Here is a 25,137-nt window from a genome sequence, read left to right as displayed (position 1 = left end):
CGCCATGCCGGCGGCGAGCGGAACGCCCAAGTCTATGCCGGCAGGGTCGCGGCGAACACGACCTTCTCTTCCGAGACGTCGGTGAACACCCGCCCGCCAGCATCGGTGACGAACAGGTGGACATAGTAGGCCTGGACCCAGTGGCCGTGCAGACCTTCGCCCAGCGGCTGGCCCTGGAGGCCCGCCAGCACCTCGGGCCGCAGGCGCGCCCGCGGGCCCGTCGCTTCGATCGCGATGGCCACCGAGGCGCCCTCCTGCACCGCGCGCACCTTCGCCACGCCGCCGGTCGGCAGGGCCGCCCCCGCCATCTGGGTCAGGTTGAGCAGCGTCCGGGCCACCGGCTTGTCAACCGCGGGCGTATCGACGCTCCACGCCAGCTCGGCGCGCATGTGCGCGAAGACGCCGGCCGCCAGCTTCTCCAGGTCTCTGACGTCGAAGGTCTCGGCCGAGGCCGAAGCGCCGAACGCCACGCGGCAGAACGACAGCAGGTCGGTAAGCTTGCGCGCGGAGGTGACGATGAGGCCCATCGCCTCCTCGCGCATGTCCTGGGCGGACGGGTCCTCGAGCAGATCGAGGCCGGACGTGATCGCCGAAGCCGGACTGATGAAGTCGTGGCACATCCGGGCCGCCAGGTAAGCGGCGATCTCCGCGGGGCGGAGGGCGGTGGCGGCGGCGGTTTCGGTCATGCGGGAAAATAGGCGCGATTTGCGCCTTGGGGAAACGGCCACGCCTCTCTAAGACAGGCGCCGATCGAAGACGCCGAGGACGCCTTGACCGACAATGCCGCCGTGGGCCCGACGCTGGCCGACATCTGTGAAGCCGCCGCCGCCCTGATCCTGCCGCTCTGGAAATCGGGCGTCGAGGTCCTCACAAAAGCGGACGAAAGCCCGGTCACCGAGGCCGATCGGCGGGGCGAGGCCCTGATCCTGGAACGCCTGGCGCAGCGCTTCCCCGACATTCCGGTGGTCTCGGAGGAGCATTCCAGCGAGTTCGGGACGCCGGATCGCATCGGCCCGCGCTTCTTCCTGGTCGATCCGCTGGACGGCACCAAGGCGTTCGTCCGGGGCGACCCGAACTTCACCGTCAATATCGGCCTGATCGACAACGGCCGCCCCGTGGCCGGCGCGGTGTGCGCACCCCCGACCGGCGAGACCTGGTTCACCGGCGCCGAGGGCGCGATGAAGCGCGTGAACGGAGGGCCGGCTGTCCCCGTACGTGTGCGCCCGTGGCCGAAGGGCGCGGCCGTGGCGCTGGTTTCCCACACCATGAAGGAAGAGACCGCGGTGAAGCTGGCGCAGGAATACGGCTTCGACCTGCGCGAGCCGATGGACTCCTCGATAAAGCTCTGCCGCATCGCCGAGGGATCAGCCGACGTCTATCCCCGCCACGGCCCGACCATGGAATGGGACATCGCCGCGGCGCATGCGGTGCTCGAGGCGGCAGGCGGCAGCGTCCTGACGCCGGACGGGCAGACCTTCTCCTACGGCAAGGCCGACGACGGCTTCCGCAACGGCTGGTTCGTGGCCCGAGGCGCCTGATCTTTCGCGGTCCCGCCCCGGGGCCAGGGCGGCCTGGCTTTTCCCGGCAGCGATGACCGGACGCCCGACAGGGGCTGAGGGCGCGGAAAATTCGAGGAAGGCCCGGCCGACCGCGTTTGGCGGAGCCCTTCCGCGCCCTCGGCGCCTGCCGGACGGATCAGGTGCGCCGAATCGAATCCAGAGGAAGCTCCAGCGGCGTCTCGACGGACGCCGGAGCCTGCCGGACGACCGTCTCGGGCGCTGGTGTCAGCGCGCCGGCGACCTGCCCGAACGCCCAATAGCCCGTGAAGCCCAAGGTGAAGGCCACGCTGGCGAGCAGCAGGTAGGGCTTGAGGATGTCCATCGTGCGGACCTGAGCTTTCGGTGCGTCGGTTGCCGAAACGTCAACGGACGCCGTCCGGTTCGGTTGCAGGTTCAGTCGCCGGACGATCGGCGGCGATAAGGAAGCGAGCGCGGCCAACGGCCTTGTCCTCTTCGGCGCCGCCACGGCGGCGGCGCCCTCTCGCTGCAAGTTACGGGCCGCAGGACGCGCCGGTTGCAGCGGCAGGGCGCGATCCGCGTCTGCGCCTAATATTGCGAATGATTATCATTGCGAATTGTTTCTGCGCGATCTAAGAGCGCCTCGCATTCTCACTAGCAACAGTTCGCAACAAAGCGAATCGGGGGTTCAAATGTCGAGGACGGGCGTTTCGGCGCGGAAGAAGCACGCGCTCACCTGTGCAGTGGCCGGGCTGGCCGGCCTTTCAATCGGCGCGGGCGCGCAGGCCGCCGAGGCCGGGGCTGTCGCCGAAGACGTCGCGGTCGCCACCGCCGATCAGGACCGCGGCACGGCCGTCAGCGGCGTCGAGGTCGAAGGCCGGCTGATGAAGCAGAACAACCCCAAGGTCACGGCCGACCCGCTGAACAATCCGCAGACGGTCACCATCATCTCGAAGGGGACCATCGCGGCGCAGAACCTGCTGAGCCTGCGCGACGTCCTGTCGACCGTGCCCGGCATCACCTTCGGCGCCGGCGAGGGCGGCGGCGGCTTCGGCGACTCGATCAACCTGCGCGGCTATTCCGCCAACAACGACATCACCGTCGACGGGGTGCGCGACAGCGCCCAGTACAGCCGCTCCGACCCCTTCAACCTCGAGCAGATCGAGGTCACCAACGGCGCCAACTCCGTCTATTCGGGCGCCGGCTCGGTGGGCGGCACCATCAACATCGTCTCCAAGCGTCCGAGCGGCCGCAACTCGACCGTCGTCACCGGCGGTGTCGGGACCGAGAACTACTGGCGCGGCACGATCGACGCCAACCACGTCATCGGCGACAATGTGGCGGTGCGCCTCAACGCCATGGCGCACCGCAACGACGTTCCCGGACGCGATGTGGAGGAGCTGAAGCGGTGGGGGATCGCGCCGGCGATCACCGTGGGCCTGAACGGGCCGACCCAGTTCACCGCGCTCTACTTCCACCAGGAAGACCGCAATACGCCATCCTACGGGGTCCCCTTCTACAACGGGCGCGCGGTTCCGGGGATCGATCCCGGGAACTACTACGGCTACGCCAACGTCGATCGCCAGGACACCAACGTCGATGTCCTGACCGGCATCGTCGAGCACGACTTCGGCGAAGGTCTGCGGATCCGCAACCTGTCCCGCTATCAGAAGGTGAAGCAGGACCTGGTGGTGAACCCGCCGCAGGGGACTCTGTGCCTCGCCAACGGCCAGCGCCCCGTCGCCTGGAGCCAGTCCACCACCGTCACGAACACCACGGGCTACCAGGCCTGTGCGGGAACCGATCCGGCGCCCGGCTTCTACCAGCCCAGCGGCCCCCGCGGCACGGCGCGATTCTCCGAGAACACCCTGCTCTACAACCAGACCGACCTCACCTGGGAAGGCGAGCTGGGCGGCGTGCGCCATACGCTGGTGGTCGGCGCCGCGTTCCTGGCCGAGGACTACCGGCTCGACAACGGCAACGTCCAGCGCGAGGCCAACGGCGCCACCGTGACGCTCCCCCCGATGAGCATCGCCAACCCCAACAACACCTACGTCGGGTCCATCAACTTCATCCAGGCGGGAGCCCAGGACGGCGAGCGGCGCAACCAGTCGGTCTACCTGTTCGACAACATCGTCCTCAACGACCAGTGGTCGATCAACGGCGGCGTCCGCTGGGAGCATAACGAAGGCTCGAACCGCACCGACACCTACAACACCACCGTGGGCGCGACCCTGGGCGCCATTACGCCCGGCCCGACGTTCGAGTCGGACGAGAACCTGCTCACCTGGCGGCTCGGCGTGGTCTACAAGCCGATCCCGAACGCGAGCCTCTATCTCGCCTACGGCAACTCGCAGACGCCGTCGCAGGCCACGGTGAACGGCAGCGGCGCATGCAGCGCCGTCAACTGCACCGTCGATCCCGAGAAGGCCGAGAACTTCGAGATCGGCGGCAAGTGGGATCTGCCGACCGGACTGTCGCTGACCGCAGCCCTGTTCCGCAACGACCGCACCAACTACCGCGTGGCCTCGAACGACCCGACCATCCCGGTCCAGCAGCTCGACGGCAGCGCCCGCGTCGACGGTGTCTCGCTGGGCGTCTCCGGCCAGATCACGCCGGACTGGGCCCTGTTCGCCAACTACACCTACCTCAAGTCGAAGGTGCTTCAGGGCGTGGACGACGTCGCCGCGGCGCTGGGCCGCGACTTCACGAAGGGCGACGACCTGATCGGCGTGCCCGACCATGCCTTCAGCCTCTTCACCACCTACGACCTTCGCCAGTGGAACGTGCAGGTGGGTTACGGGGTCACCTACCAGGGCGAGTACTACCTGAGCCAGCACGGCCAGATCACCAACTCCAACCCGCCGGCCCGCACCACCATCCCGCGCGTGAAGGCCGAGGACTACTGGGTCCATCGCGCGACCGTGGCCTGGTTCCCGAGCGACGGCCTGGAGGTGCGGCTGAACGTCAGCAACCTGTTCGACAAGGAATACTACACCCGGGTCCGGACAGCCCTCGCCGGTTGGGCGACGCCCGGCGACCGTCGGAACGCGACGCTCACCCTCAACTACCGGTTCTGAATCCCTCCCCTTCTTCGGAACCGGCCTCGCGCCCCGCCGACATCTCTCGTCGGCGGGGCGCTGTTCTTCTAGGCTCTTCCCATGATGCTGCATGTTCCGGGCGTGCTGTCGCCCGACCAGGTCGCCGACCTCCGCGCGCGGATCGACGCCGCCGCGTGGGAGGACGGGAACGCCACCGCCGGCCCGCAGTCGGCGCTCACCAAGCACAACCTCCAGCTCCCGGAGGCGTCCGAAGCGGCGCGCGCGGCGGGCGGCCAGGTGCGCGAGGCCCTGACGCGAAACCCCCTCTTCATGTCGGCCGCCTTGCCCCACACGGTCTATCCGCCTCTCTTCAACCGCTATGGCCCGGGTCAGACCTTCGGCGATCACGTGGACAACGCCATGCGCTTCCAGCGCGACCAGGGCGTGCGCCTGCGCACCGACCTCTCGGCCACCCTCTTCCTGTGCGATCCCGACGACTACGACGGCGGCGAGCTGGTGGTCGAGGATACCTACGGCGTCCACGCCGTGAAACTGCCGGCCGGCGACCTGATCCTCTATCCCGCCTCCAGCCTGCACCGGGTGGAGCCCGTCACCCGCGGCGAGCGGGTGGCCAGCTTCTTCTGGGTCCAGAGCCTGGTGCGCGACGACGCCCGGCGCGCGCTCCTGTTCGACATGGACATCTCGATCCAGCAACTCGCGCGGGCCACGGGCCAGGACGCTCCGCCCATCGTCGCCCTGACCGGGGCCTACCAGAACCTCCTGCGCATGTGGGCCGAGCTGTAGGCCGCACCGCGACGTCCGCCCTCGGCCTACCGCGTCGTCTCGTTCACCTGAGCCTTGGGCCGCGAGGCCGGGACCACTGGAATCTCATGGTCGGCCAGGGCGGGCATCCGCTCCTTCCGCGCCAGCGCCGCTTCGATGAACGGCGCGAGCTCGGCAGCCTTCCTGGCCTCGCGCTCTGTCGCCTCGGCCTTGAACGCGGGCATCACCTCGGCGGCGAACAGCTCCAGCGACTCGCAGATGTGATCGTGCCGGTTGCGGCCGGCCTGCTGGAGGAAGATCACCTGGTCCACGCCGGCCGCCTGGAAGCCCCGGATATGCTCGCGGATGTCGTCGGGCGTGCCGATGCCGTTGGCGTTCACCTTGGCGGCCTTGCGGGCGCGGATGATCTCCTCGTCGCTGGCCGCGCGGCTCTTCTGGAAGTCGGCGAACAGGGTCGAGCGCCCGGGGACCGCGTCGTGCGCCACCAGCGCGTTGATGGCGTAGGAAAAGAACTCGAACCCCTCCTGCCCGCGCCGGATCGCCTCGTCCCGGTCGGGGTGCACCGAAAAGTTCGACACCATGGCGAGCTGCGCGTTCACGCCGTGGCCGATGGGTCGGCAGTCGTCCGAGCGGATGATGCCGTAGTAGATGTCGGCCCAGGTCTTCGCCTCCTCCGGGTCGAGGAACGAGAAGGCCAGGGCGCCCACGCCGCTCTGCGCCGCCACCTTGATGGTGTCGCGGTTCGTGCAGGCCATCCACATCGGCGGGTGCGGCTTCTGCACCGGCTTGGGCACCACGTTGCGGCAGGGCATGGAGAAGGCGCGGCCCTCGTAGCCGGGGTAGGGATCCATCGTCATCATGTTGGCGATCTGCTCGGCCGCCTCCAGCGCCAGCGCCCGCTTCTCCCGCGCCGGGATGCCGAAGCCGCCCAGCTCCAGCCGCGTCGCCCCCTCGCCGATGCCGAAGTCCAGCCGGCCGCGCGAGACGATGTCCAGCGTCGCCAGCGCCTCGGCCACGCGGGCGGGGTGGTTGTACTGCGGGATCACCTGGCGGATGCCGTGGCCCAGCCGGATGTTGGTGGTCAGCGCCGCGCAGGCGGCCAGGAACACCTCTGGCGCCGAGGAGTGCGAATATTCCTCCAGGAAGTGGTGCTCAACCTCCCAGGCGTAGTCGTAGCCCAGCCGGTCGGCCAGCTTCACCTGCTCCAGGGCGTCCTGGAACAGCCGCGCCTCGTCGCCCTCGTTCCAGGGCCGCGGAAGCTGATGCTCGTAGAAGATGCCGAAGCGCATGCCGTGTCCTCCCGCCAGCCTTCTCCGAGGCCCGTCTGGTTCGACAGCATCCCGCCTGGAGACTGGAAATGGCAAGAGCCATCGCCCGCACGGCAAGAGGCTGGCGGCGCTCTGCGGAACCTGATTTCGTGACGGCCGCAGCCTGGAGAGCGCCGTCATGGCCTACGATCGCGACAACCGCCCGGATCTCTCGAACTACTGGATGCCGTTCACGGCCAACCGCCAGTTCAAGGCCGACCCGCGCCTCGTGGTGGCGGCGCAGGGCGTCCACTACCGCACCGAGGACGGGCGCGAGATCCTGGATGGCCAGTCCGGCCTCTGGTGCGTCAACGCGGGCCACGGGCGCCCCGAGATCGCCGCGGCGGTGAACAACCAGCTCCTGAGCCTGGACTACGCGCCGTCGTTCCAGATGGGCCACCCCATCGCCTTCGACTTCGCCCAGGCGCTGGCCGGGATCGCACCCGAGGGCCTGGACCGCATCTTCTTCACCAACTCGGGCTCGGAATCTGTCGACACCGCGCTGAAGATCGCCTTCGCGTATCATCGCGCCCGCGGCCAAGGTCACCGGACCCGCATCGTGGGGCGCGAGCGCGGCTATCACGGCGTGGGCTTCGGCGGCATCTCGGCCGGCGGCCTGGTCGCCAACCGCAAGGTCTTCCCGCTGCTGGCCGCCGACCATATCCGCCATACCCACGATCCCGCCCGCAACGCCTTCGCCCGCGGACTGCCGCCCCACGGCGTCGAACGCGCCGACGACCTGGAGCAGCTCGTGGCCCTGCACGGCGACACGCTGGCCGCGGTGATCGTGGAGCCGGTGGCCGGCTCGGCCGGCGTCCTGCCGCCGCCCGTGGGCTACCTGCAGCGCCTGCGCGAGATCTGCGACCGTCACGGCATCCTGCTGATCTTCGACGAGGTCATCACCGGCTTCGGCCGGCTGGGCGCGCCGTTCGCCGGCCATTACTTCGGCGTCACGCCCGACCTGATGACCACCGCCAAGGGCATCACCAACGGCGTCCTGCCGATGGGCGCGGTCTTCGTGCGGCGCGACCTGCACGACACGATCCTGGGCGCGGCCGAAGCCCCGATGGAGTTCTTCCCCGGCTACCCCTACGCGGGCCATCGCGGGGCCTGCGCGGCGGGCCTGGCCGTGCTCGACATCTACCGGCGCGAGGGCCTTCTGACCCGCGTCGCCGATCTTGCCGACCTCTGGGCCGACGCCGTCCACGGCCTGCGGGGCGGCCCCTTCGTCACCGACATCCGCAACATCGGCCTCATGGCCGGGATCGACCTGGCGCCGCGCGAGGGCGCGCCCGGCGCGCGGGGCTACGCAGCCATGGTCGCCGCCTTCGAGGCGGGGGCGATGATCCGCGCCACGGGCGACACCCTCGCGCTGGCGCCGCCGCTGGTCGTGCAGCCCGCCGAGATCGAGCGCCTGGTCGAGATCGTGCGCGGGGTCATTTCGGCGCTCGACTGACCGCCTTCGCGATGGCCGCCACCAGCGTCGACGCCGGCAGGTCGCGGCCGTCCAGGCTGGCCACGGGCCGCACGCCCATCAGGCTGTTGGTGACGAACATCGGCGCGCCTGCGACACGGCCTGGATTGGCGTAGACTTCCTGCACGGGCACACCCAGGGCGTGACAGGCGGCGATCACCTGCCGGCGGAGGACTCCGTCCAGGACGCCGCAGTCCAGCGAGGGCGTGAACACCTCGTCGTGGCGGGCCCAGAAGACGTTGGCGGCCGCCGCGCAGGCGATCTCGCCGGCGGTGTTGAGCATCAGGGCTTCGTCGGCGCCCGCCGCCCGCGCCTCGGCCCGCGCCAGGACGTTGTCGAGGTAGGAGAGCGTCTTCAGCCGGCTGGCGGGCGAACGGTCGTTGCGGCGGGTGCGCGCCGTGGCCAAACGGACGGGGCCGGCCGGCGCCGCGATCGCCGAGGCGACGGCGGTCAGGCGCGGCGCGTAGGCCTCTGGCGGGTCCAGCCCCCGGTCGCCCGACCCGGCGCTCCAGTTCAGCCGCACGGCCGCCCGCGCGGGCCGTCCGGCGGCGGCCAGGGCGGCCTCGCCGGCGGCCGCCACGTCGGCGCGGGGCGGCAGGGGCAGGCCCAGCGCGCGGCATCCGCGTTCCATCCGCTCGACGTGGTCGTCCCAGTATTCGAGGACCCCGCCCGCCCACAGCACCGTCTCGAACAGGCCTTGGCCCAGGGTGAATCCGCGGTCGTCGAGGGAGATGTCGCTCATCGGCAGGCGTCCGCAGCGGGTTCGGTCAGCGCCTTCAGGATGGCGCCGATCTTGGCCGTGGTCTCTTCCGTCTCGGCGATGGGATCGCTGTCGGCGACGACGCCGCCCCCCGCGCGTGCTTCGAACGCCCAGCCCGCCGGATTTTCGGTCAAAGTCACAGTCCGGATCAGCACCGAGGCCTCGAGCGCCCCGTCCGTCCCCGCCCAGAACAGGCTGCCGCAGTAGGGGCCGCGCGGCGGCTCATGATGGGCGATCACCCGCATGGCCTGCAGTTTTGGCGCGCCCGTCACCGAGCCCGGCGGGAAGGCCGCCAGGAAGGCGTCCCAGGCGTCCCGCCCCGCCGCCAGCCGCGCGCGGACCGTGGAAACGAGGTGGTGGACGTTGGCGTAGGTGCGGAGCGCTGCGAACTCGGGAACCGTCACCGTGCCCGTCGCAGCCACCCGCGCAAGGTCGTTTCGCATCAGGTCCACGATCATCAGGTTCTCGGCCCGATCCTTTTCGCTGGCCGCCAGTTCCGCCGCCAGCGCGGCGTCCGAGGCCGGATCGGCGCCGCGCGGCCGGGTGCCCTTGATGGGCCAGGTCTCGGCCCACAGCCCGCCCTCGCCGCACCGCACCGACAGGAAGCGCTCGGGCGAGTTCGACACCAGCGCCCGCCCCGGCAACCGCAGCCAGGCGGCATAGCCCGCCACACTGGTCGCCGCGAGCCGGCGGAAGAGGTCGTAGGGTCCGACGCCCGCCTCGAGCCGCCCGCACCAGCCGCGCGCGAGGTTGGCCTGAAAGATTTCGCCGGCGGCGATCCGCTCCACCGTCTGCGCGACGGCGGCGGCATGGGCGTCGTCCGTCACCGAGAGCTCGATCGCGGTCGCCAGCACGTTCCGGCGCGGCGGCGGCCGCGGTGCGTCCCGCCAACTCCGCGCGAAGGGGGCGGCGGCCGCCGCCGCGCGCGGATCGGGCCCGCGACCGATGGCCATCGCCCGGCGGCGGTCGGCGTGGAAGGCCAGCAGCGCCGGGTAGCGCAGGAGCGTCAGGTCGGGCCATCCGCCCCCGCGCGCCTGGGGCGCCGTGGGTTCGAGCCGCGCGCCCAACTCGTAGCCGGCCAGCCCCACCACCCCGCCCTGGAACGGAGGGCCGTCGGCCACGGACCCCGGGGGACGCGGCGCCGACGGCCCCAGCAACCGACCCAGGTCCAGGCTGTCCTCCGTCCTCGCGTCAGGGCGGCGCAGGACGTACGACCAGCCCTCGGCCGACAGAAGCACACAGCCGTAGGCCTCGTCCGCGAAGGCCGCACCGACGGCCACAGGGTCGGCCCAGGCGGTCGCGCGCACGGTCACGCACGCCAGCGGGTTCAGCGCGGCGGTCGGCGGCGGGCTTGGGACGGGGCTCGGCACGCCGCCGCCTATAGCGCATCGCGGGCCGGTTGACCTGCCGCGTCGTCAACCGCGCCTCATGCCGGAAGCGACGAGACACGGGAGGACGACGTTGGCCTACGAAACCATCCTCTACGAGATCGACGGCCCGGTGCTGACGGTCACGCTGAACCGGCCCGAGAAGCTGAACGCCTACACCGCCGTCATGGGCGCCGAGCTGGCCGACGCCTTCCAGCGCGCCGACGCGGACGACGACGTGCGCGTGGTGATCGTCACCGGCGCGGGCCGCGGCTTCTGCGCCGGCGCCGACATCTCGGGCGGCGCGGGCGCCTTCGACTCGGGGGCCGAGGGCTCGGTGGCCTTCGCCGCGCCGGGCCGCGCGCGGCAGGCGGGCGGCGGCTTCGTGGAAGCCATCTTCAACTGCCGCAAGCCGTCCATCGCGGCCATCAACGGCGCGGCGGTGGGCGTGGGCGCGACCCTGACCCTGCCCATGGACATCCGGCTGGCGGCCGAGACCGCGAAGATCGGCTTCGTCTTCGCCCGCCGCGGCCTTGTTCCCGAGGCCGGCAGCGCCTGGTTCCTGCCACGGCTGGTGGGCCTGCCCCAGGCGCTGCGCTGGTGCCTGACCGGCGCGATGGTCGGTCCCGCAGAGGCCCACGCCGCCGGTCTCGTGGCCGAGGTGACGCCGCTGGACGAGCTGATGGCCCGCGCCCGTACGCTGGCGCTGGAGATCGCCGAGAACACCGCCCCGGTGTCGATCGCGCTCGCCCGCCAGATGCTGTGGCGGTTCTCGGGCGCGGACGATCCGTGGGACCTCCTGAAGATCGACGGCCCGCTCAGCGTCGAACTGGGCGCCGGTCCGGACGTCCGCGAAGGCGTCGGCGCGTTCCTGGAGAAGCGCCGGCCCCGCTTCCCCGGCAAGGTCTCCACCGACATGCCCTCCGCCTATCCGTGGTGGGGAAAGGCCTGAGACCCGGCTCAGGGCCTCGAGCCGGGATCGCCCCAGAAACCCGGCTGCGGCGGATGCAACACCCCGCGCACGACGCGGCAGCCGCCCGGCCGGTCCCGGGTCAGCCACCAGGGGCCGTCCAGGTCGACGGCGTCGGCGCCGGCCCCGATCCAGAGCGCCGGCGCGATGGCCAGCGAGCTCGAGACCATGCAGCCGGCCATGAGGCCCAGGCCCAGGCGGCGCGCCTCGGCCGCCATCGCCAGCGCCTCGGTGAGCCCTCCGGCCTTGTCCAGCTTGACGTTGACCACCTGGTAGCGATCGGCGATCCGGCCCACGTCTGCGGCCGTGTGGGCCGACTCGTCCGCGCAGAGCGGCGCGGGATAGCCCAGGCCGGCCAGGGCGGCGTCGGCGTCGGCCGGCAGCGGCTGTTCCACCATCACCACCGGCAGCCGGGCAATCAGGTCCGCCAGGCCCGTCAGCACATCCACGGTCCAACCTTCGTTCGGATCCACGATCAGGCGGGCGCCGGGCGCGGCCCGCGCCACCGCGGACAGGCGCGCCCCAGGGTCGTCGGCGCCCAGCTTCACCTTCAGCCGCGGCGCGTCGGCCGAAGCGGCGGCGGCCGCCGCCATCGCGTCCGGCGCATCCAGGCTGATCGTCACCGCGGTCGCCATCGGGCCGGGCGCCGGATGGCCGAGCCGCGCCGCGACGGCCTGGCCCGAGCGCCGCGCCTCCAGGTCCCAGAGCGCGCAGTCGAGCGCGTTGCGCGCCGCACCCGCGGGCAGGGCCTGGGCCACGGCGCGGGCGGATTCGCCGCGCGCGATCCCCTGCGCCGCCCCGGCCAGGACGGAGAGCACCGAGTCCGGCGTCTCGCCATAGCGGGCGTAAGGCGCGCACTCGCCCAGGCCGAAGAGATCGCCGTCGCGAATCTCCGCCACCACCACCTCGGCATGGGTCTTCACCCCGCGCGAAATGCGGAAGGGCGCCTTCAGCGGCAGGCGCTCGGCGCGTGCGGTCAGAAGCTCGGCCACGACGGCGTTCTCGCCCATCCTCGCGGCGGCGTCGACAGGCCGCGCAACCCGTGATTACTCTCGGGCCGGACATCGCTCCCCGGGGGCGATCGGGGGGAGCGACATGACGGACACCACCGGCGCGGAAACGCGCAAGCTCGACATCGGCCGCGTGATCGGCGGGACGTTCTCGGTCATCGGCCGGAACTTCGTGACCTTCGCGGTCCTGGGCCTGATCCTGGCCGGCCTGCCGACCGGGCTGATGTACGTTCTCCAGACCCAGGCGATGACCGAACAGCTCGCCGCGATGCAGACAGGCGACATCGCCGCGACCGGCGCCTACTTCACCAATGTCGGCCTGAGCACGGTGGTCCTCATGATCACCACCGCCATCCTTCAGGGCGCGCTCATCCACGCCGTCGTCCAGGACTTCAGCGGCGCCCGCGCCTCCATCGGCGAGGCCCTGGCCACCGGGCTGCGCGCCTTCCTCCCGCTGATCGCCGTGAGCCTCCTCTACACCCTGGCCATGGCCTTGGGCTTCATCCTGCTCATCGTGCCGGGGATCATGATCGCCATCGCCCTCTGCGTCTGCGCGCCCGCCGTGGTGGCGGACCGGTCGGGGGTCTTCGGAGCGTTCACCCGCTCGCGCGCCCTCACCCGCGGCAACCGCTGGCGCATCTTCGCGCTGTTCATCGTGCTCGTCGTCCTCCTGATGGTCGTGGGGGCGGTGGTCGCCGTCGTCGCCGGCGCCCTGGCCCTGACGAATCCCGGCGCCCTGCAAGACCCGGCGGCCCTGGCGATGAACCCGCTGATGATCGCCCTCAACGTCGTCCAGCAGACCCTGTCCGCCGTCATCGGCGCGGCGCTGATCTCGGTGCTCTACGTCGAGCTGCGCCAGGCCAAGGAGGGGCTGGGCGCGAAGGACCTGGCCGACATCTTCAGCTGACGTCGAACTTGTCCCGGCGGCGACGGCCGAACAGCAGGCGGCTCTCCAGCCGCCCCCGGAGCGCGGCATAGTAGGCGTTGAGGAAGGTGGCGTCGGCCGTGTCGGCCGGCCCGTCCCAGCCGATCTTGTCCCGGATGCGTCCGGCCACCGCCGCCATCGCCTTGCGGTCTCCGGCCCTGATCACGTCCTCCAGCACGTGCAGTTCGCGGATGCCGTACGCGTCGAGCTGGCCAGGCGAGAACGCCAGGCCGCTGGATATCCGGCGATCGGCGTCTGCGAGGTCGATCTGCAGGACGCGCTTGGGCGCCTTCACCACGATGGTCCCGGCCACCAGATCGCCCAGCCGCCGGCGATCGGCGTTGAACAATGGGAACAGGACCAGCACCAGGCTCCAGATCGCGCCCAGGCCGATGAGCGCCGCGTCCACCCCCTCGCCGCGCATCAGGAAGAAGGTGGCGGGCAGGAACACCTCGACCTCGCGCATGGCGTTGCGCGCGAAGACGGCGTCTGCGGTCAGGCGCCCGCCGTCGGCCGACGCGACCCTGAGGCCCATCATCCGCTTGCCCGGCGTCGCGGCCCGCGACCGCGCCTCGAACCAGAAGAAGTAGAAATTCCGGCCCAGGAACAGGGCCAGGAGGGCGACGATCATCGCGCCCTGGCTCAGCCACGTCGCGCCCGTCGACCAGACGGCCAGCGCCACCAGCAGGCCGAACACCAGGAGACCGGCGCCCAGTATCATCAGGTCGAGGATCATGGCGCCCAGCCGCTCGCCGTAGCTGCCGATCCGGAGCCGAAGGTCCACGCCCTCGGGAGTCACCAGTTCGCGATAGCCGTCGAAGCGCCGCCGCGCCCCGACCCCGCGGCCCCACACCGAGCGCCGCGTTCCGTCCCCAGGCGCGGACGCGGTCATGGCGCCGCCTTCCGGGGCCAGTAGAAATAGGCCAGCCAGCCCGCCAGCGTCGTGGCCGCGATCGCATACCGGACGAGGTCGTGGGTGATGAGCTGGCGGCCCAGTCCCTCCAGCAGACCGGCGACCATCAGCATGCAGACCACGCCCGCCATGGCCGTGGCGGCGCGTCGGCCCGCGGCGGCGGCGGCGTCCAGTCGCGTCTGCACGCCCGGGAAGATCACCGACCAACCGATGGAGAAGCCCGCCGCGCCGGCCAGGATCACCGCGAACAGCTCGGTGGCGCCGTGGATCATCAGCCAGCCGCCGGCCTCGAAGCCCAGGTTGCGCGAGGCGAACAGGGCCAGGAAGGCGCCGACCATGCCCCCGTTCAGCACCATCAGAGCCGCCGTGGGCGCGCACAGCAGGAAGCCCAGGGCGAAGGCGAACAGGGCCACCTGGGCGTTGTGGGTGAAGAGGAAGGCCGCGAACACCGCCAGGCCGTCGCCCATGCTGGCGTCGTGGTCGTAGAGCGTCTCCCGCAGGAACTCCGTTGAGGCCGACGGATCCCGACCGCCCGCCAGCCCCGGGTTGACGAAGCTGTGGAACCAGTCGGGATCGCCGTTCACCAGCAGGAAGGCCACGAGCGCGGCGATCCCCGAGATCGCGAACGACGCCAGGGTCTCGCGCCACAGGGCCCGCACCGCGTTCGGCCAGTCATGGCGGAAAAAGCGGGCCAGCCGCTCGGGCAGGCGGGTGCGCGCGCCGTAGACGAAGAAATAGGCCCGCGTGCAGAGGCTCTCCAGGTAGCCGGTCAGGCTCTGGTCCAGCGAGATCGAGCGCGCCACCGACAGCGACGACAGCGCCTGGCGGTAGAGCACCGGCATCTCCAGCAGTTCGTCGGGCGAAAGGCGGGACGCGCCGCCCGCCTCCGCCTTGTCCAGCAACCGCTCGAGGCGCCGCCAGTCGGCCTCGCGCTCGGCCCGGAACCGCCAGCTCTTGAGGTGCAGCTCGGACATCAGACCAGCCCCCGCCGCTTCACGTCGAGGTATTCGTTGAGCAACGCCGAGGCCAGGGCGTCCACGGGCGCGTCCACGATCTGGGCGCCCAGCCGCCGCAGGCGGGCGGTCACGGCCTCGCGCTGCCGCAGGAGGCGCTCGGCGATGACCGCGCGGGTGACGTCCTCGGGCGTGACCGGCTCGGCGGCGACCAGCCGCTCCATCTCCTCGTCGCGGAACACCACGAACAGGACCACGTGCGTGCGCAGCAGCCGCGCGACGTTCTCCACCATCAGCTCAGCCGAGGTGGCGTCGGCGAAGTCGGTGAAGACCACCACCGTCGCCCGGCGGTCCAGCCGCCCCGACAGCGCGGTGAGGCCCAGGGTGAAGTTGGTCTCTTCCGAGGAATAGTCGATCCCCGCGCAGACCCGCTGGACGAGGGGAAAGGCCGATGGACCCGAGGCGGCGCCGCTGGCCACGCGCGGCCGGGAATCGAAGGCGAAAACCCCGACGCGGTCGCCCATCCGGAGCGAAACGAAGGCCAGCAGCAGCGCGGCGTTGATCGCCCGGTCCAGGCGCGGGAGGCCCGCCACCGGCGCGCTCATCAGCCGGCCGCAGTCCAGCGCCAGCATCACCTGGTGGTTCCGCTCGGTGCGGTATTCCCGGCCGATCAGGCGGACGTGGCGGGCGCTCTGCTTCCAGTCGATGTCGCCCAGGTCCATGCCGGTCTGGAATTCCTTCAGCGCGTGGAACTCGGCGCCCTCGCCCGTGTCGATCAGCGGCTTGGCGCCCAGCGGCGCGTCGCGCGCGAACAGGCGCAGCGCCTGCTCCTTCACGCCCGCGATGTCGGGGAGGATCGGAACGGTGCGTCCGGGCGACACCTCGCGTTGCAGCCACACCAGTCCCAGCGGCCCTCGCCAGCGGGCCCACAGCCCCTCGATCCGCCCCTCGCCCCGGCGCAGGGCCTCCAGGGTCAGCTCGGCCTCGGCCCGGCCCTCGCGCGTGGCCAGCAGCCGCCGGTCCGGCGTCACCGTCAGCCGCGGCCCCACGCCCGCCGCCACCTCCACCTGCGACGGCGCGGCGCGTTCGAAGGCGGCGGTGACCCGCAGGGTTTCGGGCCGCCCCACCCCGATCAGCGCCGGCGCGGCGGCCGACAGCGTCAGCGCGCGCGGCGAGGCCGCCAGCATCACGTCCGCCAGCATCAGGCCCACGGCGAGCACGATCCACGCCGCCGCCAGCGTCCAGAGCTGGGGCGCGGCCACGGCCACCGCCAGCGCGGGCGCGGCGCCGGCGGCCATCAGGCCGATCGCGCGGGCGGTGGGATAGAGGCCCACAGGGTCAGCGCGGCGCGGCGGCCAGGTCGACCAGACCCTGCAGGATCTGGTCGGGGCGGCGGCCGTCGATCTCGGCGGCGGGCGACAGGATCACCCGGTGGCGCAGCACCGGCAGGGCCAGCGCCTTCACGTCGTCGGGAATGGCGTAGTCGCGCCCGTCCAGCGCCGCGCGCGACCGGGCGGCCAGGGCAAGCTGGGCGGCCGCGCGGGGCGACGCCCCGCTGGCCAGATCGGGCGTCTCGCGCGTGGACCGCACGAGGTCCAGCACGTAGCCGACGATCTCGTCGGTCAGGCGGACGGCGGCCACCGCCTTGTGCGCCTCGTCGAGCTGCTTGGCCGTGACCGCGCGGGAGACGCCGCGGGCGGCGGGATCGACGTGGCCCGCCTGGACCCCGTACTCGGCCACGATCCGCCGCTCCTCCTCGCGGCTGGGATAGCCCAGCGTCTGCTTGAACAGGAAGCGGTCGAGCTGGGCCTCGGGCAGCGGATAGGTGCCCTGTTGTTCCAGGGGGTTCTGGGTGGCCACCACCATGAAGCGTGGCGAGAGCGGCCGGGTCTTGCCGTCGATGGTCACGCGCCGTTCCTGCATCGCCTCCAGCAACGCCGCCTGGGTCTTGGGCGGCGTGCGGTTCACCTCGTCGGCCAGCAGCAGTTCGCAGAACAGCGGCCCCTCGGTCAGCGAGAAGGTCGAGGTCTGGAAGTTGAACACGTTGGAACCGATGATGTCGGCCGGCATCAGGTCGGGCGTGAACTGGATGCGCCCGAAGTCCAGGCCCAGGGTGCGCGCGAAGCACTGGGCCAGGAACGTCTTGGCCACGCCCGGCGGCCCCTCCAGCAGCACGTGGCCGCGCGCGAACAGCGCGGTCAGCAGGAGGTCGACGGTGTCCTCCTGCCCCACCACGGCCTTGGCGACCTCGGCGCGGACGCCCGCGGCCAGGGCCTTCACCTCATCGACGGTCACGCGTGAGTTCTCCCTTCCAGTCGTAGAGCTTGCGGGCGACCGCCAGCAGGTCGTCGCGGCTTTTCGCGCCCTGCGCCTCGGCGGCCATCTCGTCGGGCGAGGCCAGGCCCCGCCGCCGGGCCAGATCGTCCAGCCAATGCTCCTGGGCGGCGTGCCCGCCGCCGGCGCGCGTCACCAGCCGGCGGACCACGGCGGCGTAGGCGGGGGCAAACTCCGCTTCCTTGCGCGCCACCCGGATCAGGTCGGCCGAATTGTCCACCAGGGCGCCGGCGCCCAGCGCGAAGGCGCGGCCGGCGCGGCGCGGCTGGCCGAACCGCGCCAGGGCGTGCAGCGCCATCAGCACCGTCGCCGCCAGGCCGATCAGGGTGGCCGCCAGCCACGGGGGCTCCAGCATCAGCCGGCCCAGGCCCCGGCCGCGGGCCAGGCCGTTCAGCGTCACGTCGAACAGGATGGGCCGCTCGCCGCCGGCGCTGGCGGCCGAAAGGATCGCCGCGCCGGCCCGCGCGTTGGCCAGCTCGGCCAGGCCCTGGTTGTTCAGGAGGTCCGGGTCGGCCAGCAGCAGGACCTTGGGATTCTTGATGGCGTAGGCCAGCACGATCTCGCCGTCCCCGGTCACCAGGGCGGGCGCCCAGCCGTCGCCGGTCACGGTCTGGAGCCGGTCGACCGGCCCCAGCGGCAGCACCGTGCCGGGATCGAACGGCCCCCCGGCGCCGCGCAGCGTCGGGCGGGTCACAGCCGAACCGGGGGACAGCCGCGTGGCCTTGGCGTATCGCGACAGCATCCGGTCGACGTCGCGGGCCGGCCGGACGTCGACCTTGCGCACCGCGCCCCGGCGCAACGGGTCGGGCGAAACCAGCCATTTCGGCATCACGATGAGGGTGACCGCGGCGTCGGCGAAGGGGTCGAACGCCTGGCCCCGCTCATGGCCTTCCGGCGTGACGACGACCGCGGCCTCGGCCAGGTCGCGCGGCGGACTACGGCTCACGCTGGCCGCCTCGCCCAGTTTCCGGGCGAGGATCGGGGCCGCGGCGAAGCCGACCGCGGATCGCGACATCGCGTGCGCCCGCCCGTCGTTCCCGCCGCGCAGATCGGGCGCATAGGCCGCCAGGACGGCCATCGCCGCAAACGCCACGACGCCGACGCCGATCAGCGTCAGGATCGTCCGCGGCCGGAACGCGGGCGCGACGGACGGGGTCGCCTCGCTCATCGCCACCCCTCCGCGAAGGCGAACGCCTCGTAGTCCGCGCGCGCCTCGCGGAACGCGTCGGCCCCCGCGGGCCGGCCACCGAAGAACGTCTGCTCCACCGCCCGGGCCAGGCGCGCGAACGCCGCCCGCGCCGCCGGCGGCAGGACCGCAAGCTCGGCGATGTCGCGGCTGGTCAGGGCCGGACGGACTGCGCCGGGGCGGCGGCCCGCGAGATCGTCGATGGAGCGGAACAGGAGGACGTGGATCGCCTCCTCGAACCGGCCCGACTCGGCCAGGCGATCGGCGTCCTCCAGCAGCGCCCGGGCCGCCGCCGCATCGGGCCGCCAGTCGGCCACCTCGCCCACCGCCGACCTGCGGCGGAACCAGGATTCGGGCGCGAACTCCCGCGCGACCAGGTAGACGATGAACAGGACCCCGACCGCCACGCCGACCCAGAACACCACGACCATCATGGGCGCGATGGCGTCCAGGAACTCGACCAGTCCCTTCAGCCACGAGGGCGGCTTCGGCGGCGGCGGCGCACCCTTGAAGTCGAACTGGATGCCTGGCGTTTCCAGCAGGGCGCGATGCGCGGCGGCGAGTTTCGCCTCCGCGGCTCCACCGCCATCCACCGCCACATCGCCCTGCACGCACGCCCCCGGTTACGGCGACAGCGTAGATCACTCATCGCCCGCCGCAAGCCGTGGCCGCCCCGGAACGGGCGTTCCGGCCCGCCGGTCTTGCAAGGAAGCCGGGAGTCTTGAACCCGCCGCAGGTTCGGAGTTGGGTGACGGCATGAGCGACCTCACCGCCTTCATCCAGGGCCTGCCCAAGGCCGAACTGCACCTGCACATCGAGGGGAGCCTCGAACCGGAACTGATGTTCGAGCTGGCCCGGCGCAACCGCCTCGACCTGCCCTTCCGCTCGGTCGAGGAGGTGCGCGCGGCCTACGCCTTCGGAAACCTCCAGGACTTCCTGGACATCTACTACCAGGGCGCCGGCGCGCTCAGGACCGAGGACGACTTCCGCGACCTGGCGCTGGATTATTTCCGCCGCGTGGCCGCCGACGGCTGCCGGCATGTGGAACTGTTCTTCGATCCCCAGACGCACACCGACCGCGGCATCCCCTTCGCCGTGGTCGCCGACGGCCTGCTGGCGGGGATGGCCGAGGCCGAGCGCACGCTGGGCGTGGGCTCGGGCCTGATCCTCTGCTACCTGCGCCACCTGGACGAGGACGCCGCCTTCGCCACGCTTCGCATGGCCGAGCCCTACCTGGACCGTATCCTGGGCGTGGGCCTCGACAGCTCCGAAGTCGGTCACCCCCCGTCGAAGTTCGCCCGGGTCTTCAAGGCCTCCCGCGAGCGCGGCCTCAAGCTGGTGGCCCACGCCGGCGAGGAGGGGCCGCCGGAGTACGTCTGGGAGGCGCTGGACATCCTGGGCGTCGACCGCATCGACCACGGAAACCGCGCGCTGGAAGACCCGAAGCTGGTGGAACGCCTCGTCGCCGAGGGCATGACGCTCACCGTCTGCCCGCTCTCGAACCTCAAGCTGTGCGTGGTGGACGACCTGGCGAACCATCCCCTGAAGCGGATGCTGGGCCTGGGCCTGAAGGCGACGCTGAATTCCGACGACCCCGCCTATTTCGGCGGCTACCTGGGCCGCAACTGGACCGCCACGGCCGACGCCCTGGGCCTGACGAAGGCGGAACTGGTCACGCTCGCGAAGAACAGTTTCACCGGCTCGTTCCTGCCGCCCGAAACGGCGCAGGCGCACCTGGCCGAAATCGACGCCTACGCCTCGTCCAGCGCGTACTCGTAGTAGGCCACCGCCTGCATCTCGGCGCCGCGGCCAGCGTAGAGAGCGCGGGCCGGGTCGTTGTCCAGTTCCGTCGCCACCCAGGCGACGGCGCAGCCGTTCGCGCGGCCCCACTCGGTGAGGTCCTCGAGCAGACGCGAGGCGATCCCTTCCCGCCGGCGCCCCTCGGCCACGCCCAGGTTGTCGATGTAGAGCGCGGGCGGGGCGTCCGGCTGACGCGTGATGACACCGCGGGCCTGACCGATCACGACGCCGTCCGCCACCGCGCAGACCAGCAGGTGGCCGGGGTCGGCCAGATAGGCCGCGAGGTGGCGGGGGTCGATCTCGTGGTCGAAGACGTCGTCCTCGACCCGGTTCAGCAGGCCAGCGCCGGCGGCGGTGATGCGCAGGATCCGAACGTCCATGAGCGCCACCTTAGGGCTTGCGCGCTCGAGTTGAACAGCGTCTCCTCGAACCTGAACGGCGCGTCACGATGCCGGGGAGGACCCTATGCCGAAGCTGATGCTGGCCCTGCTGGCCGCCACCGCGCTCACGGGCGCAGCCCATGCGAAGACCATCGCGGTCGGCCCCGGCCCCGACGCCCAGGAACGATTGCAGACCGCCCTGCTCGACGCGAAGCCGGGCGATGTGGTCCAGATCGCCGCCGGCCGCTACGACCTGGTGGACGGCCTCTCGCTGGACGTGGACGACGTGACGGTGAAAGGCGCCGGCCCCGAGGCCACCATCCTGTCGTTCAAGGGGCAGAAGGGCGCGGGCGAAGGCCTGCTGGTCACGTCCGACCGCGTGACCATCCGCGACCTCGCCGTCGAGGACACCAAGGGCGACGGGCTGAAGTCCAAGGGCTCGGACCAGATCAGCTTCGTCAACGTCCGCGTCGAATGGACCGGCGGCCCCAAGGAGACCAACGGCGCCTACGGCGTCTATCCGGTCTCGTCCAGCAACGTGCTGATCGATCGCGCCCTGGTGCGGGGGGCGTCCGACGCCGGCATCTATGTGGGCCAGTCGAAGAACATCGTGGTCAAGCGCAGCCGCGCCGAGTTCAACGTGGCCGGCATCGAGATCGAGAACTCGATGAACGCCGACGTCTTCGACAACGTCGCCACCCGCAACACCGGCGGCATCCTGGTGTTCGACCTGCCGAACCTGCCGGTCATGGGCGGCCATTCCACCCGTCTGTTCCGCAACAAGGTGGTGGACAACGACACGCCCAACTTCGCACCCGCGGGCAACATCGTCGCCGGCGTCCCTGTGGGCACGGGCGTGATGATCATGGCCAACCGCAACGTCCACGTCTTCGACAACGAGATCGCCGGCAACCAGTCCACCGCGGTGATGCTGGTGAGCTACACCCAGAAATTCGACGACAAGACCTACAACCCGCTGGCCCGCGACATCGTGGTCCGCGACAACCGGATCGGCCGCAACGGGTGGGACCCGAAGTTCGCGGGCGGCGACGTCATCAAGGGACTGCTGGGCCGCGACATCCCGCCGGTGATGTGGGACGGCGTCACCAGCCACCCGCAGAACAGCGACCCCGTCCGCATGCGCCTCACCGATGGTCCGGTGCTGAACCTGCGCCTGCCCGGCCCCGGACAGGTGGACAAGGCCAACCCGGACATGACGCCGAACGTCGCCATCGACGGCGCCACAGTGGCCGAGCCGGCGCCGGTCGTCCTGCCCAAGCCCCAGACCGACCTCGGGGCGCAGACCGACCTCGGGGCCTGAGGCCGGCGCGATGCGGTGGCTCGCGGCCCTGGCCGCCCTCCTCTGCCTGGGCGCCGCGCCACCGCCGGGGCCGGTCGCGCCGCCCGTCGCGCTGGACGTCCTCCTGGCTGAGACGCCGGCGCCGAAGCTGTCGGACTATCGTCTGTTCACGGGCGCCGGCCAGACCGAAGCCAACACGGGGCTCACGCCCTACGACCTGAACACCCCGCTGTTCAGCGACTACGCCGACAAGCACCGCTTCCTCTACCTGCCGCCGGGCGCGAAGGTCCGGTATCGTGCGCACGGCGCCTTCGAATTTCCCGTCGGGGCCACGCTGGTGAAGACCTTCGGCTATCCCGGCCGGCGGCTGGAGACCCGGCTCCTGATCCGCAAGGCCGAGGGATGGACCGCCTTCGCCTACGTCTGGAACGAGGCCCAGACCGAGGCGGTGCTGCGGCGCGCCGGCGCCCGCCTGGAGGCCCGTTTCACCGATCCCCAGGGGCGGGCGCGGACAGTGGAGTGGGCGGTCCCCAACCAGAACCAGTGCAAGGAGTGCCACCAGCTCGACAGGACCCTGGTCCCCATCGGCCCCAACGCCCGCAACCTCAACCGCGACTTCGCCTATGCTTCCGGGCCGGAGAACCAGCTCGCCCACTGGGCGCGCGCGGGCCTGCTGGCCGGCGCGCCGCGGCCTGAGGCCGCCCCCCGCGCCGCCCGCTGGGACGATCCCGCCGCGCCCCTGGCCGACCGGGCGCGGGCCTATCTCGACGTGAACTGCGCGCACTGCCACAACCCGCGCGCGGTGGCGTCGAACTCGGGCCTCTACCTTGATCTGGACGAGGCGCGGCCGGCCGCGCTGGGCGTCGGCAAGGGGCCCGTGGCCGCGGGTCGGGGATCGGGCGGCCTTCGCGTCGGCATCGAGCCGGGTCGGCCCGAAGCCTCGATCCTCGTCCACCGCATGACCTCCACGGAGCCCGGCGTGATGATGCCCGAACTGGGCCGCGCGCTGACGCACGAGGAAGGCCTGGCCCTGGTCCGCGCGTGGATCGCCGCGATGCCGCCACAATGACGCCGGCGCGCTGATGCGGCTTGCAGAAAGGCTGGTTTGCCGGCCGCTGCGGAAGCCCTCTATCCCCTGTTCCCGACACCCCAGCCTGGAGCCCGACCTTGGCCGACCTGTTCTCGCCCCTGACCCTGGCCCACGGCCCGGCGCTCAGGAACCGCTTCATGCTGGCGCCGCTGACGAACCTCCAGAGCCACCCCGACGGCACGCTCTCGGACGACGAGTTCCGCTGGCTCACGCTGCGCGCCCAGGGCGGCTTCGGCCTCACCATGACCTGCGCCGCCCACGTCCAGGCGGTCGGCCAGGGCTTCCCCGGCCAGCTCGGGATCTTCGGCGACCAGCACCTGCCGGGCCTCACCCGCCTGGCGGCCGCGATCAAGGGCCACGGCAGCGTCTCGGCCGTCCAGCTCCATCACGCGGGCAACCGCAGCCCCAAGGACCTCGTCGGCCAGCCCGTCTGCCCCTCGGACGACCCCGAGACCGGCGCCCGCGGCCTGTCGCTGGGCGAGGTGGAGCAGCTCGTGGAGGACTTCGTCGCCGCCGCCGTCCGCGCCGACCAGGCCGGGTTCGACGGGGTCGAGATCCACGGCGCCCACGGCTATGTCCTGGCCCAGTTCCTGTCGTCCGGGATCAACCGCCGCGAGGATCGCTACGGCGACTCGATCGAGAACCGCGCCCGGATCGTCTTCGAGATCATCGACGGCGTGCGCGCCCGCACCCGTCCCGACTTCCAGGTGGGCCTGCGCCTCTCGCCCGAACGCTTCGGCCTGCGGCTGGCCGAGATCCGCGACACCGCCCAGGCGATCCTCACGGACGGCCGGATCGACTACCTCGACATGTCGCTGTGGGATGTCTTCAAGGAGCCTGTCGAGGAGGACTTCAAGGGCCGCAGCCTGATGAGCTGGTTCACCGACCTCGACCGCGGAAACGTCCGGCTGGGCGTGGCCGGCAAGATCACCACCCCGGCCATCGCGGCGAAGATGCTGGACGACGGCGCCGACTACGTCCTGATCGGCCGCGCCGCCATCCTGCACCACGACTTCCCCGAGCGCGCCCGCGACCCGGCGTTCACGCCCATCGCCCTACCGGTCACGCCCGAGCATCTGCAGAATGAGGGCCTTGGCCCGGCGTTTGTGACCTACATGGGGACCTGGCCCGGATTTGTTCAGGCCGCGTGACGAACGCCGCGCCGCGACCAGGTCGGCCACCATCACGCCGGACAGGATCGTCGCGTAAGCCACGAAGGCGCACAGGATCACGTACGGTTCCGGCCACATCGGTCGCCCCTCCCACCTTGAGCACAGGATGCCCGTCTCCGGCAGGTGAGGAAATTTCGTAGCGATCCCTACGGGAAACTACGGCGCCCGCGACACGGGCGCGCAGCGCGGAGCGCCTGCTTCAGGTCGGCGGGCCGCTCTCCGCGCGCATCAGGCCCGCGTGCGTGAGGGCTGTCGACGTCCACCGGACGTCGCCGCGGCCCAGCCGGTCTTCGGCCGGGACGGAGCGGATCACGCGCAGGCCGCTGCCGGCGGCCAGGCCTTCGAGCTCGCCCGCGGGACAGGCCCACATCGGCCGGTCGGGAACGGCCGAGGGGTTGCGGTGGCTGATCAGCAGCACGCCCTCGCCCGCCAGCAGCGACGCCAGCGACCGCAGCGCCTGCGGCCGGTCGCCCGGCCGGACATGCATCCACACGCCGCTCAGCAGGATGAGGTCGAAGGCGTGGCCCAGGGCGTGGGTGACCTCCAGGTCCGGCAGCCGGTCGTCCAGCCATCGGACGCCCGACCCGGCGTGCCGCGCCTGCGCCTCGGCCCGAAGGCCGGCGGCGGGCTCGACGGCGATCACCGCATAGCCCAGGCGGGCGAGCCAGGCGGCGTCGCGGCCGCTCCCCGCGCCGACGTCCAGCGCCCGGCCGCCCGCGCGGGACAGGACGAGGTCGGCGACGGCGGCATGCACCGCCTCGGCCTGGACGCTCTCGTAGCGTCGCGCGATCTCGGCTGCGGCGGCGTCATAGCCCGCGACCGGATCGACTTCCGGGGTCTCGTCGGCGCCCAGGG

General features: G+C 71.7%; 24 protein-coding genes. 10 read left to right on the top strand and 14 right to left on the bottom strand.

Annotation, left to right across the window (positions count from 1 at the left end):
* Positions 1 to 32: 32 nt before the first annotated feature.
* Positions 33 to 686 (bottom strand): histidine phosphotransferase family protein, encoded by a 654-nt coding sequence (locus WG212_RS09250; protein ID WP_337186806.1) that lies wholly within the window; start codon positions 684 to 686, stop codon positions 33 to 35.
* An 84-nt stretch (positions 687 to 770) separates the two neighbouring features.
* Between WG212_RS09250 and cysQ the strand changes: the two genes are divergently transcribed.
* Entirely contained in the window at positions 771 to 1,538 is a 768-nt protein-coding gene (gene cysQ, locus WG212_RS09245; protein ID WP_337186805.1) for a 3'(2'),5'-bisphosphate nucleotidase CysQ, read from the top strand.
* Between the two features lie 157 nt (positions 1,539 to 1,695).
* Here cysQ and WG212_RS09240 read toward each other — a convergent pair whose 3' ends face one another.
* On the bottom strand, positions 1,696 to 1,998 hold the full coding sequence (locus WG212_RS09240) for a hypothetical protein (RefSeq protein ID WP_337186804.1): 303 nt from the start codon (positions 1,996 to 1,998) through the stop codon (positions 1,696 to 1,698).
* A 211-nt stretch (positions 1,999 to 2,209) separates the two neighbouring features.
* Between WG212_RS09240 and WG212_RS09235 the strand changes: the two genes are divergently transcribed.
* Both WG212_RS09235 and WG212_RS09230 read left to right on the top strand, forming a co-directional pair.
* The gene (locus WG212_RS09235) at positions 2,210 to 4,597 is read left to right on the top strand and encodes a TonB-dependent siderophore receptor (RefSeq protein ID WP_337186803.1); all 2,388 of its coding nucleotides are present in this window, start codon (positions 2,210 to 2,212) and stop codon (positions 4,595 to 4,597) included.
* A gap of 81 nt (positions 4,598 to 4,678) precedes the next feature.
* Positions 4,679 to 5,362 (top strand): Fe2+-dependent dioxygenase, encoded by a 684-nt coding sequence (locus WG212_RS09230; protein WP_337186802.1) that lies wholly within the window; start codon positions 4,679 to 4,681, stop codon positions 5,360 to 5,362.
* Between the two features lie 26 nt (positions 5,363 to 5,388).
* On the opposite strand, the gene WG212_RS09225 is transcribed toward WG212_RS09230, so the two are convergent.
* Complete coding sequence (locus WG212_RS09225; RefSeq protein WP_337186801.1) at positions 5,389 to 6,630, bottom strand: LLM class flavin-dependent oxidoreductase; 1,242 nt, start codon at positions 6,628 to 6,630, stop codon at positions 5,389 to 5,391.
* Positions 6,631 to 6,787: 157 nt separating this feature from the next.
* Between WG212_RS09225 and WG212_RS09220 the strand changes: the two genes are divergently transcribed.
* Positions 6,788 to 8,104 carry an aspartate aminotransferase family protein gene (locus WG212_RS09220; RefSeq protein WP_337186800.1) on the top strand — a complete coding sequence of 439 codons (1,317 nt, stop codon included), beginning with the start codon at positions 6,788 to 6,790 and terminating at the stop codon, positions 8,102 to 8,104.
* On the opposite strand, the gene WG212_RS09215 is transcribed toward WG212_RS09220, so the two are convergent.
* Together WG212_RS09215 and WG212_RS09210 are read right to left on the bottom strand one after the other, a co-directional pair.
* Positions 8,085 to 8,864 (bottom strand): aminotransferase class IV, encoded by a 780-nt coding sequence (locus WG212_RS09215; RefSeq protein WP_337186799.1) that lies wholly within the window; start codon positions 8,862 to 8,864, stop codon positions 8,085 to 8,087. The genes WG212_RS09220 and WG212_RS09215 overlap by 20 nt on opposite strands.
* The gene (locus WG212_RS09210; protein ID WP_337186798.1) at positions 8,861 to 10,252 is read right to left on the bottom strand and encodes an anthranilate synthase component I family protein; all 1,392 of its coding nucleotides are present in this window, start codon (positions 10,250 to 10,252) and stop codon (positions 8,861 to 8,863) included. Before WG212_RS09210 ends, WG212_RS09215 begins: the two co-directional genes overlap by 4 nt.
* 91 nt (positions 10,253 to 10,343) lie before the next feature.
* Between WG212_RS09210 and WG212_RS09205 the strand changes: the two genes are divergently transcribed.
* Entirely contained in the window at positions 10,344 to 11,201 is an 858-nt protein-coding gene (locus tag WG212_RS09205) for an enoyl-CoA hydratase-related protein (protein ID WP_337186797.1), read from the top strand.
* Between the two features lie 8 nt (positions 11,202 to 11,209).
* Here WG212_RS09205 and dgcA read toward each other — a convergent pair whose 3' ends face one another.
* Positions 11,210 to 12,211 (bottom strand): N-acetyl-D-Glu racemase DgcA, encoded by a 1,002-nt coding sequence (gene dgcA, locus WG212_RS09200; RefSeq protein ID WP_337186796.1) that lies wholly within the window; start codon positions 12,209 to 12,211, stop codon positions 11,210 to 11,212.
* A gap of 103 nt (positions 12,212 to 12,314) precedes the next feature.
* Between dgcA and WG212_RS09195 the strand changes: the two genes are divergently transcribed.
* Complete coding sequence (locus WG212_RS09195) at positions 12,315 to 13,136, top strand: YciC family protein (protein ID WP_337186795.1); 822 nt, start codon at positions 12,315 to 12,317, stop codon at positions 13,134 to 13,136.
* Here WG212_RS09195 and WG212_RS09190 read toward each other — a convergent pair.
* The 6 genes from WG212_RS09190 to WG212_RS09165 are packed head-to-tail and all read right to left on the bottom strand — an operon-like array spanning position 13,129 to position 19,151.
* Positions 13,129 to 14,046 (bottom strand): RDD family protein, encoded by a 918-nt coding sequence (locus tag WG212_RS09190; protein ID WP_337186794.1) that lies wholly within the window; start codon positions 14,044 to 14,046, stop codon positions 13,129 to 13,131. The genes WG212_RS09195 and WG212_RS09190 overlap by 8 nt on opposite strands.
* Entirely contained in the window at positions 14,043 to 15,041 is a 999-nt protein-coding gene (locus WG212_RS09185) for a stage II sporulation protein M (protein ID WP_337186793.1), read from the bottom strand. The genes WG212_RS09190 and WG212_RS09185 overlap by 4 nt, the downstream gene beginning before the upstream one ends.
* Positions 15,041 to 16,354 (bottom strand): DUF58 domain-containing protein, encoded by a 1,314-nt coding sequence (locus WG212_RS09180; protein ID WP_337186792.1) that lies wholly within the window; start codon positions 16,352 to 16,354, stop codon positions 15,041 to 15,043. The genes WG212_RS09185 and WG212_RS09180 overlap by 1 nt, the downstream gene beginning before the upstream one ends.
* Before the next feature lie 4 nt (positions 16,355 to 16,358).
* Positions 16,359 to 17,315 (bottom strand): MoxR family ATPase, encoded by a 957-nt coding sequence (locus tag WG212_RS09175; protein ID WP_337186791.1) that lies wholly within the window; start codon positions 17,313 to 17,315, stop codon positions 16,359 to 16,361.
* Positions 17,302 to 18,522: a hypothetical protein gene (locus WG212_RS09170; RefSeq protein WP_337186790.1), complete on the bottom strand. Its 1,221-nt coding sequence runs from the start codon at positions 18,520 to 18,522 to the stop codon at positions 17,302 to 17,304. The genes WG212_RS09175 and WG212_RS09170 overlap by 14 nt, the downstream gene beginning before the upstream one ends.
* Positions 18,519 to 19,151, bottom strand: a complete 633-nt coding sequence (locus WG212_RS09165; RefSeq protein WP_337186789.1) for a DUF4129 domain-containing protein — start codon at positions 19,149 to 19,151, stop codon at positions 18,519 to 18,521. The genes WG212_RS09170 and WG212_RS09165 overlap by 4 nt, the downstream gene beginning before the upstream one ends.
* 145 nt (positions 19,152 to 19,296) lie before the next feature.
* On the opposite strand from WG212_RS09165, the gene WG212_RS09160 reads away from it, so the two are divergent.
* Positions 19,297 to 20,319, top strand: coding sequence for an adenosine deaminase (locus tag WG212_RS09160; RefSeq protein WP_337186788.1), 1,023 nt, complete (start codon positions 19,297 to 19,299; stop codon positions 20,317 to 20,319).
* Here WG212_RS09160 and WG212_RS09155 read toward each other — a convergent pair.
* A complete protein-coding gene (locus tag WG212_RS09155) occupies positions 20,292 to 20,720 on the bottom strand; it encodes a GNAT family N-acetyltransferase (protein ID WP_337186787.1) in 429 nt (142 codons plus the stop codon). The two genes, WG212_RS09160 and WG212_RS09155, sit on opposite strands and share 28 nt — an antisense overlap.
* Positions 20,721 to 20,805: 85 nt before the next feature.
* On the opposite strand from WG212_RS09155, the gene WG212_RS09150 reads away from it, so the two are divergent.
* The 3 genes from WG212_RS09150 (at position 20,806) to WG212_RS09140 (ending at position 24,261) form a co-directional block, all read left to right on the top strand.
* Positions 20,806 to 22,041, top strand: a complete 1,236-nt coding sequence (locus tag WG212_RS09150; protein ID WP_337186786.1) for a parallel beta-helix domain-containing protein — start codon at positions 20,806 to 20,808, stop codon at positions 22,039 to 22,041.
* A gap of 10 nt (positions 22,042 to 22,051) precedes the next feature.
* Positions 22,052 to 23,089, top strand: a complete 1,038-nt coding sequence (locus WG212_RS09145) for an SO2930 family diheme c-type cytochrome (RefSeq protein ID WP_337186785.1) — start codon at positions 22,052 to 22,054, stop codon at positions 23,087 to 23,089.
* A gap of 98 nt (positions 23,090 to 23,187) precedes the next feature.
* On the top strand, positions 23,188 to 24,261 hold the full coding sequence (locus tag WG212_RS09140) for an NADH:flavin oxidoreductase (protein WP_337186784.1): 1,074 nt from the start codon (positions 23,188 to 23,190) through the stop codon (positions 24,259 to 24,261).
* A 220-nt stretch (positions 24,262 to 24,481) separates the two neighbouring features.
* Here the strand turns inward: WG212_RS09140 and WG212_RS09135 are convergent, their stop codons facing one another.
* A complete protein-coding gene (locus WG212_RS09135; protein WP_337186959.1) occupies positions 24,482 to 25,135 on the bottom strand; it encodes a class I SAM-dependent methyltransferase in 654 nt (217 codons plus the stop codon).
* Positions 25,136 to 25,137: the final 2 nt, after the last annotated feature.

The sequence above is a fragment of the Phenylobacterium sp. genome (assembly GCF_037189685.1).
Lineage (GTDB): Bacteria > Pseudomonadota > Alphaproteobacteria > Caulobacterales > Caulobacteraceae > Phenylobacterium.
This window is presented reverse-complemented; position numbering and strand designations above follow the sequence as displayed.

Coding starts and splice junctions, on each gene's coding strand:
- WG212_RS09185 (WP_337186793.1), bottom strand. CDS start 15,041: ATGTCCGAGCTGCACCTCAAGAGCTGGCGGTTCCGGGCCGAGCGCGAG.
- WG212_RS09195 (WP_337186795.1), top strand. CDS start 12,315: ATGACGGACACCACCGGCGCGGAAACGCGCAAGCTCGACATCGGCCGC.
- WG212_RS09225 (WP_337186801.1), bottom strand. CDS start 6,630: ATGCGCTTCGGCATCTTCTACGAGCATCAGCTTCCGCGGCCCTGGAAC.
- WG212_RS09145 (WP_337186785.1), top strand. CDS start 22,052: ATGCGGTGGCTCGCGGCCCTGGCCGCCCTCCTCTGCCTGGGCGCCGCG.
- WG212_RS09160 (WP_337186788.1), top strand. CDS start 19,297: ATGAGCGACCTCACCGCCTTCATCCAGGGCCTGCCCAAGGCCGAACTG.
- WG212_RS09150 (WP_337186786.1), top strand. CDS start 20,806: ATGCCGAAGCTGATGCTGGCCCTGCTGGCCGCCACCGCGCTCACGGGC.
- WG212_RS09250 (WP_337186806.1), bottom strand. CDS start 686: ATGACCGAAACCGCCGCCGCCACCGCCCTCCGCCCCGCGGAGATCGCC.
- WG212_RS09155 (WP_337186787.1), bottom strand. CDS start 20,720: ATGGACGTTCGGATCCTGCGCATCACCGCCGCCGGCGCTGGCCTGCTG.
- WG212_RS09230 (WP_337186802.1), top strand. CDS start 4,679: ATGATGCTGCATGTTCCGGGCGTGCTGTCGCCCGACCAGGTCGCCGAC.
- WG212_RS09235 (WP_337186803.1), top strand. CDS start 2,210: ATGTCGAGGACGGGCGTTTCGGCGCGGAAGAAGCACGCGCTCACCTGT.
- WG212_RS09170 (WP_337186790.1), bottom strand. CDS start 18,522: ATGAGCGAGGCGACCCCGTCCGTCGCGCCCGCGTTCCGGCCGCGGACG.
- WG212_RS09220 (WP_337186800.1), top strand. CDS start 6,788: ATGGCCTACGATCGCGACAACCGCCCGGATCTCTCGAACTACTGGATG.
- WG212_RS09190 (WP_337186794.1), bottom strand. CDS start 14,046: ATGACCGCGTCCGCGCCTGGGGACGGAACGCGGCGCTCGGTGTGGGGC.
- WG212_RS09215 (WP_337186799.1), bottom strand. CDS start 8,864: ATGAGCGACATCTCCCTCGACGACCGCGGATTCACCCTGGGCCAAGGC.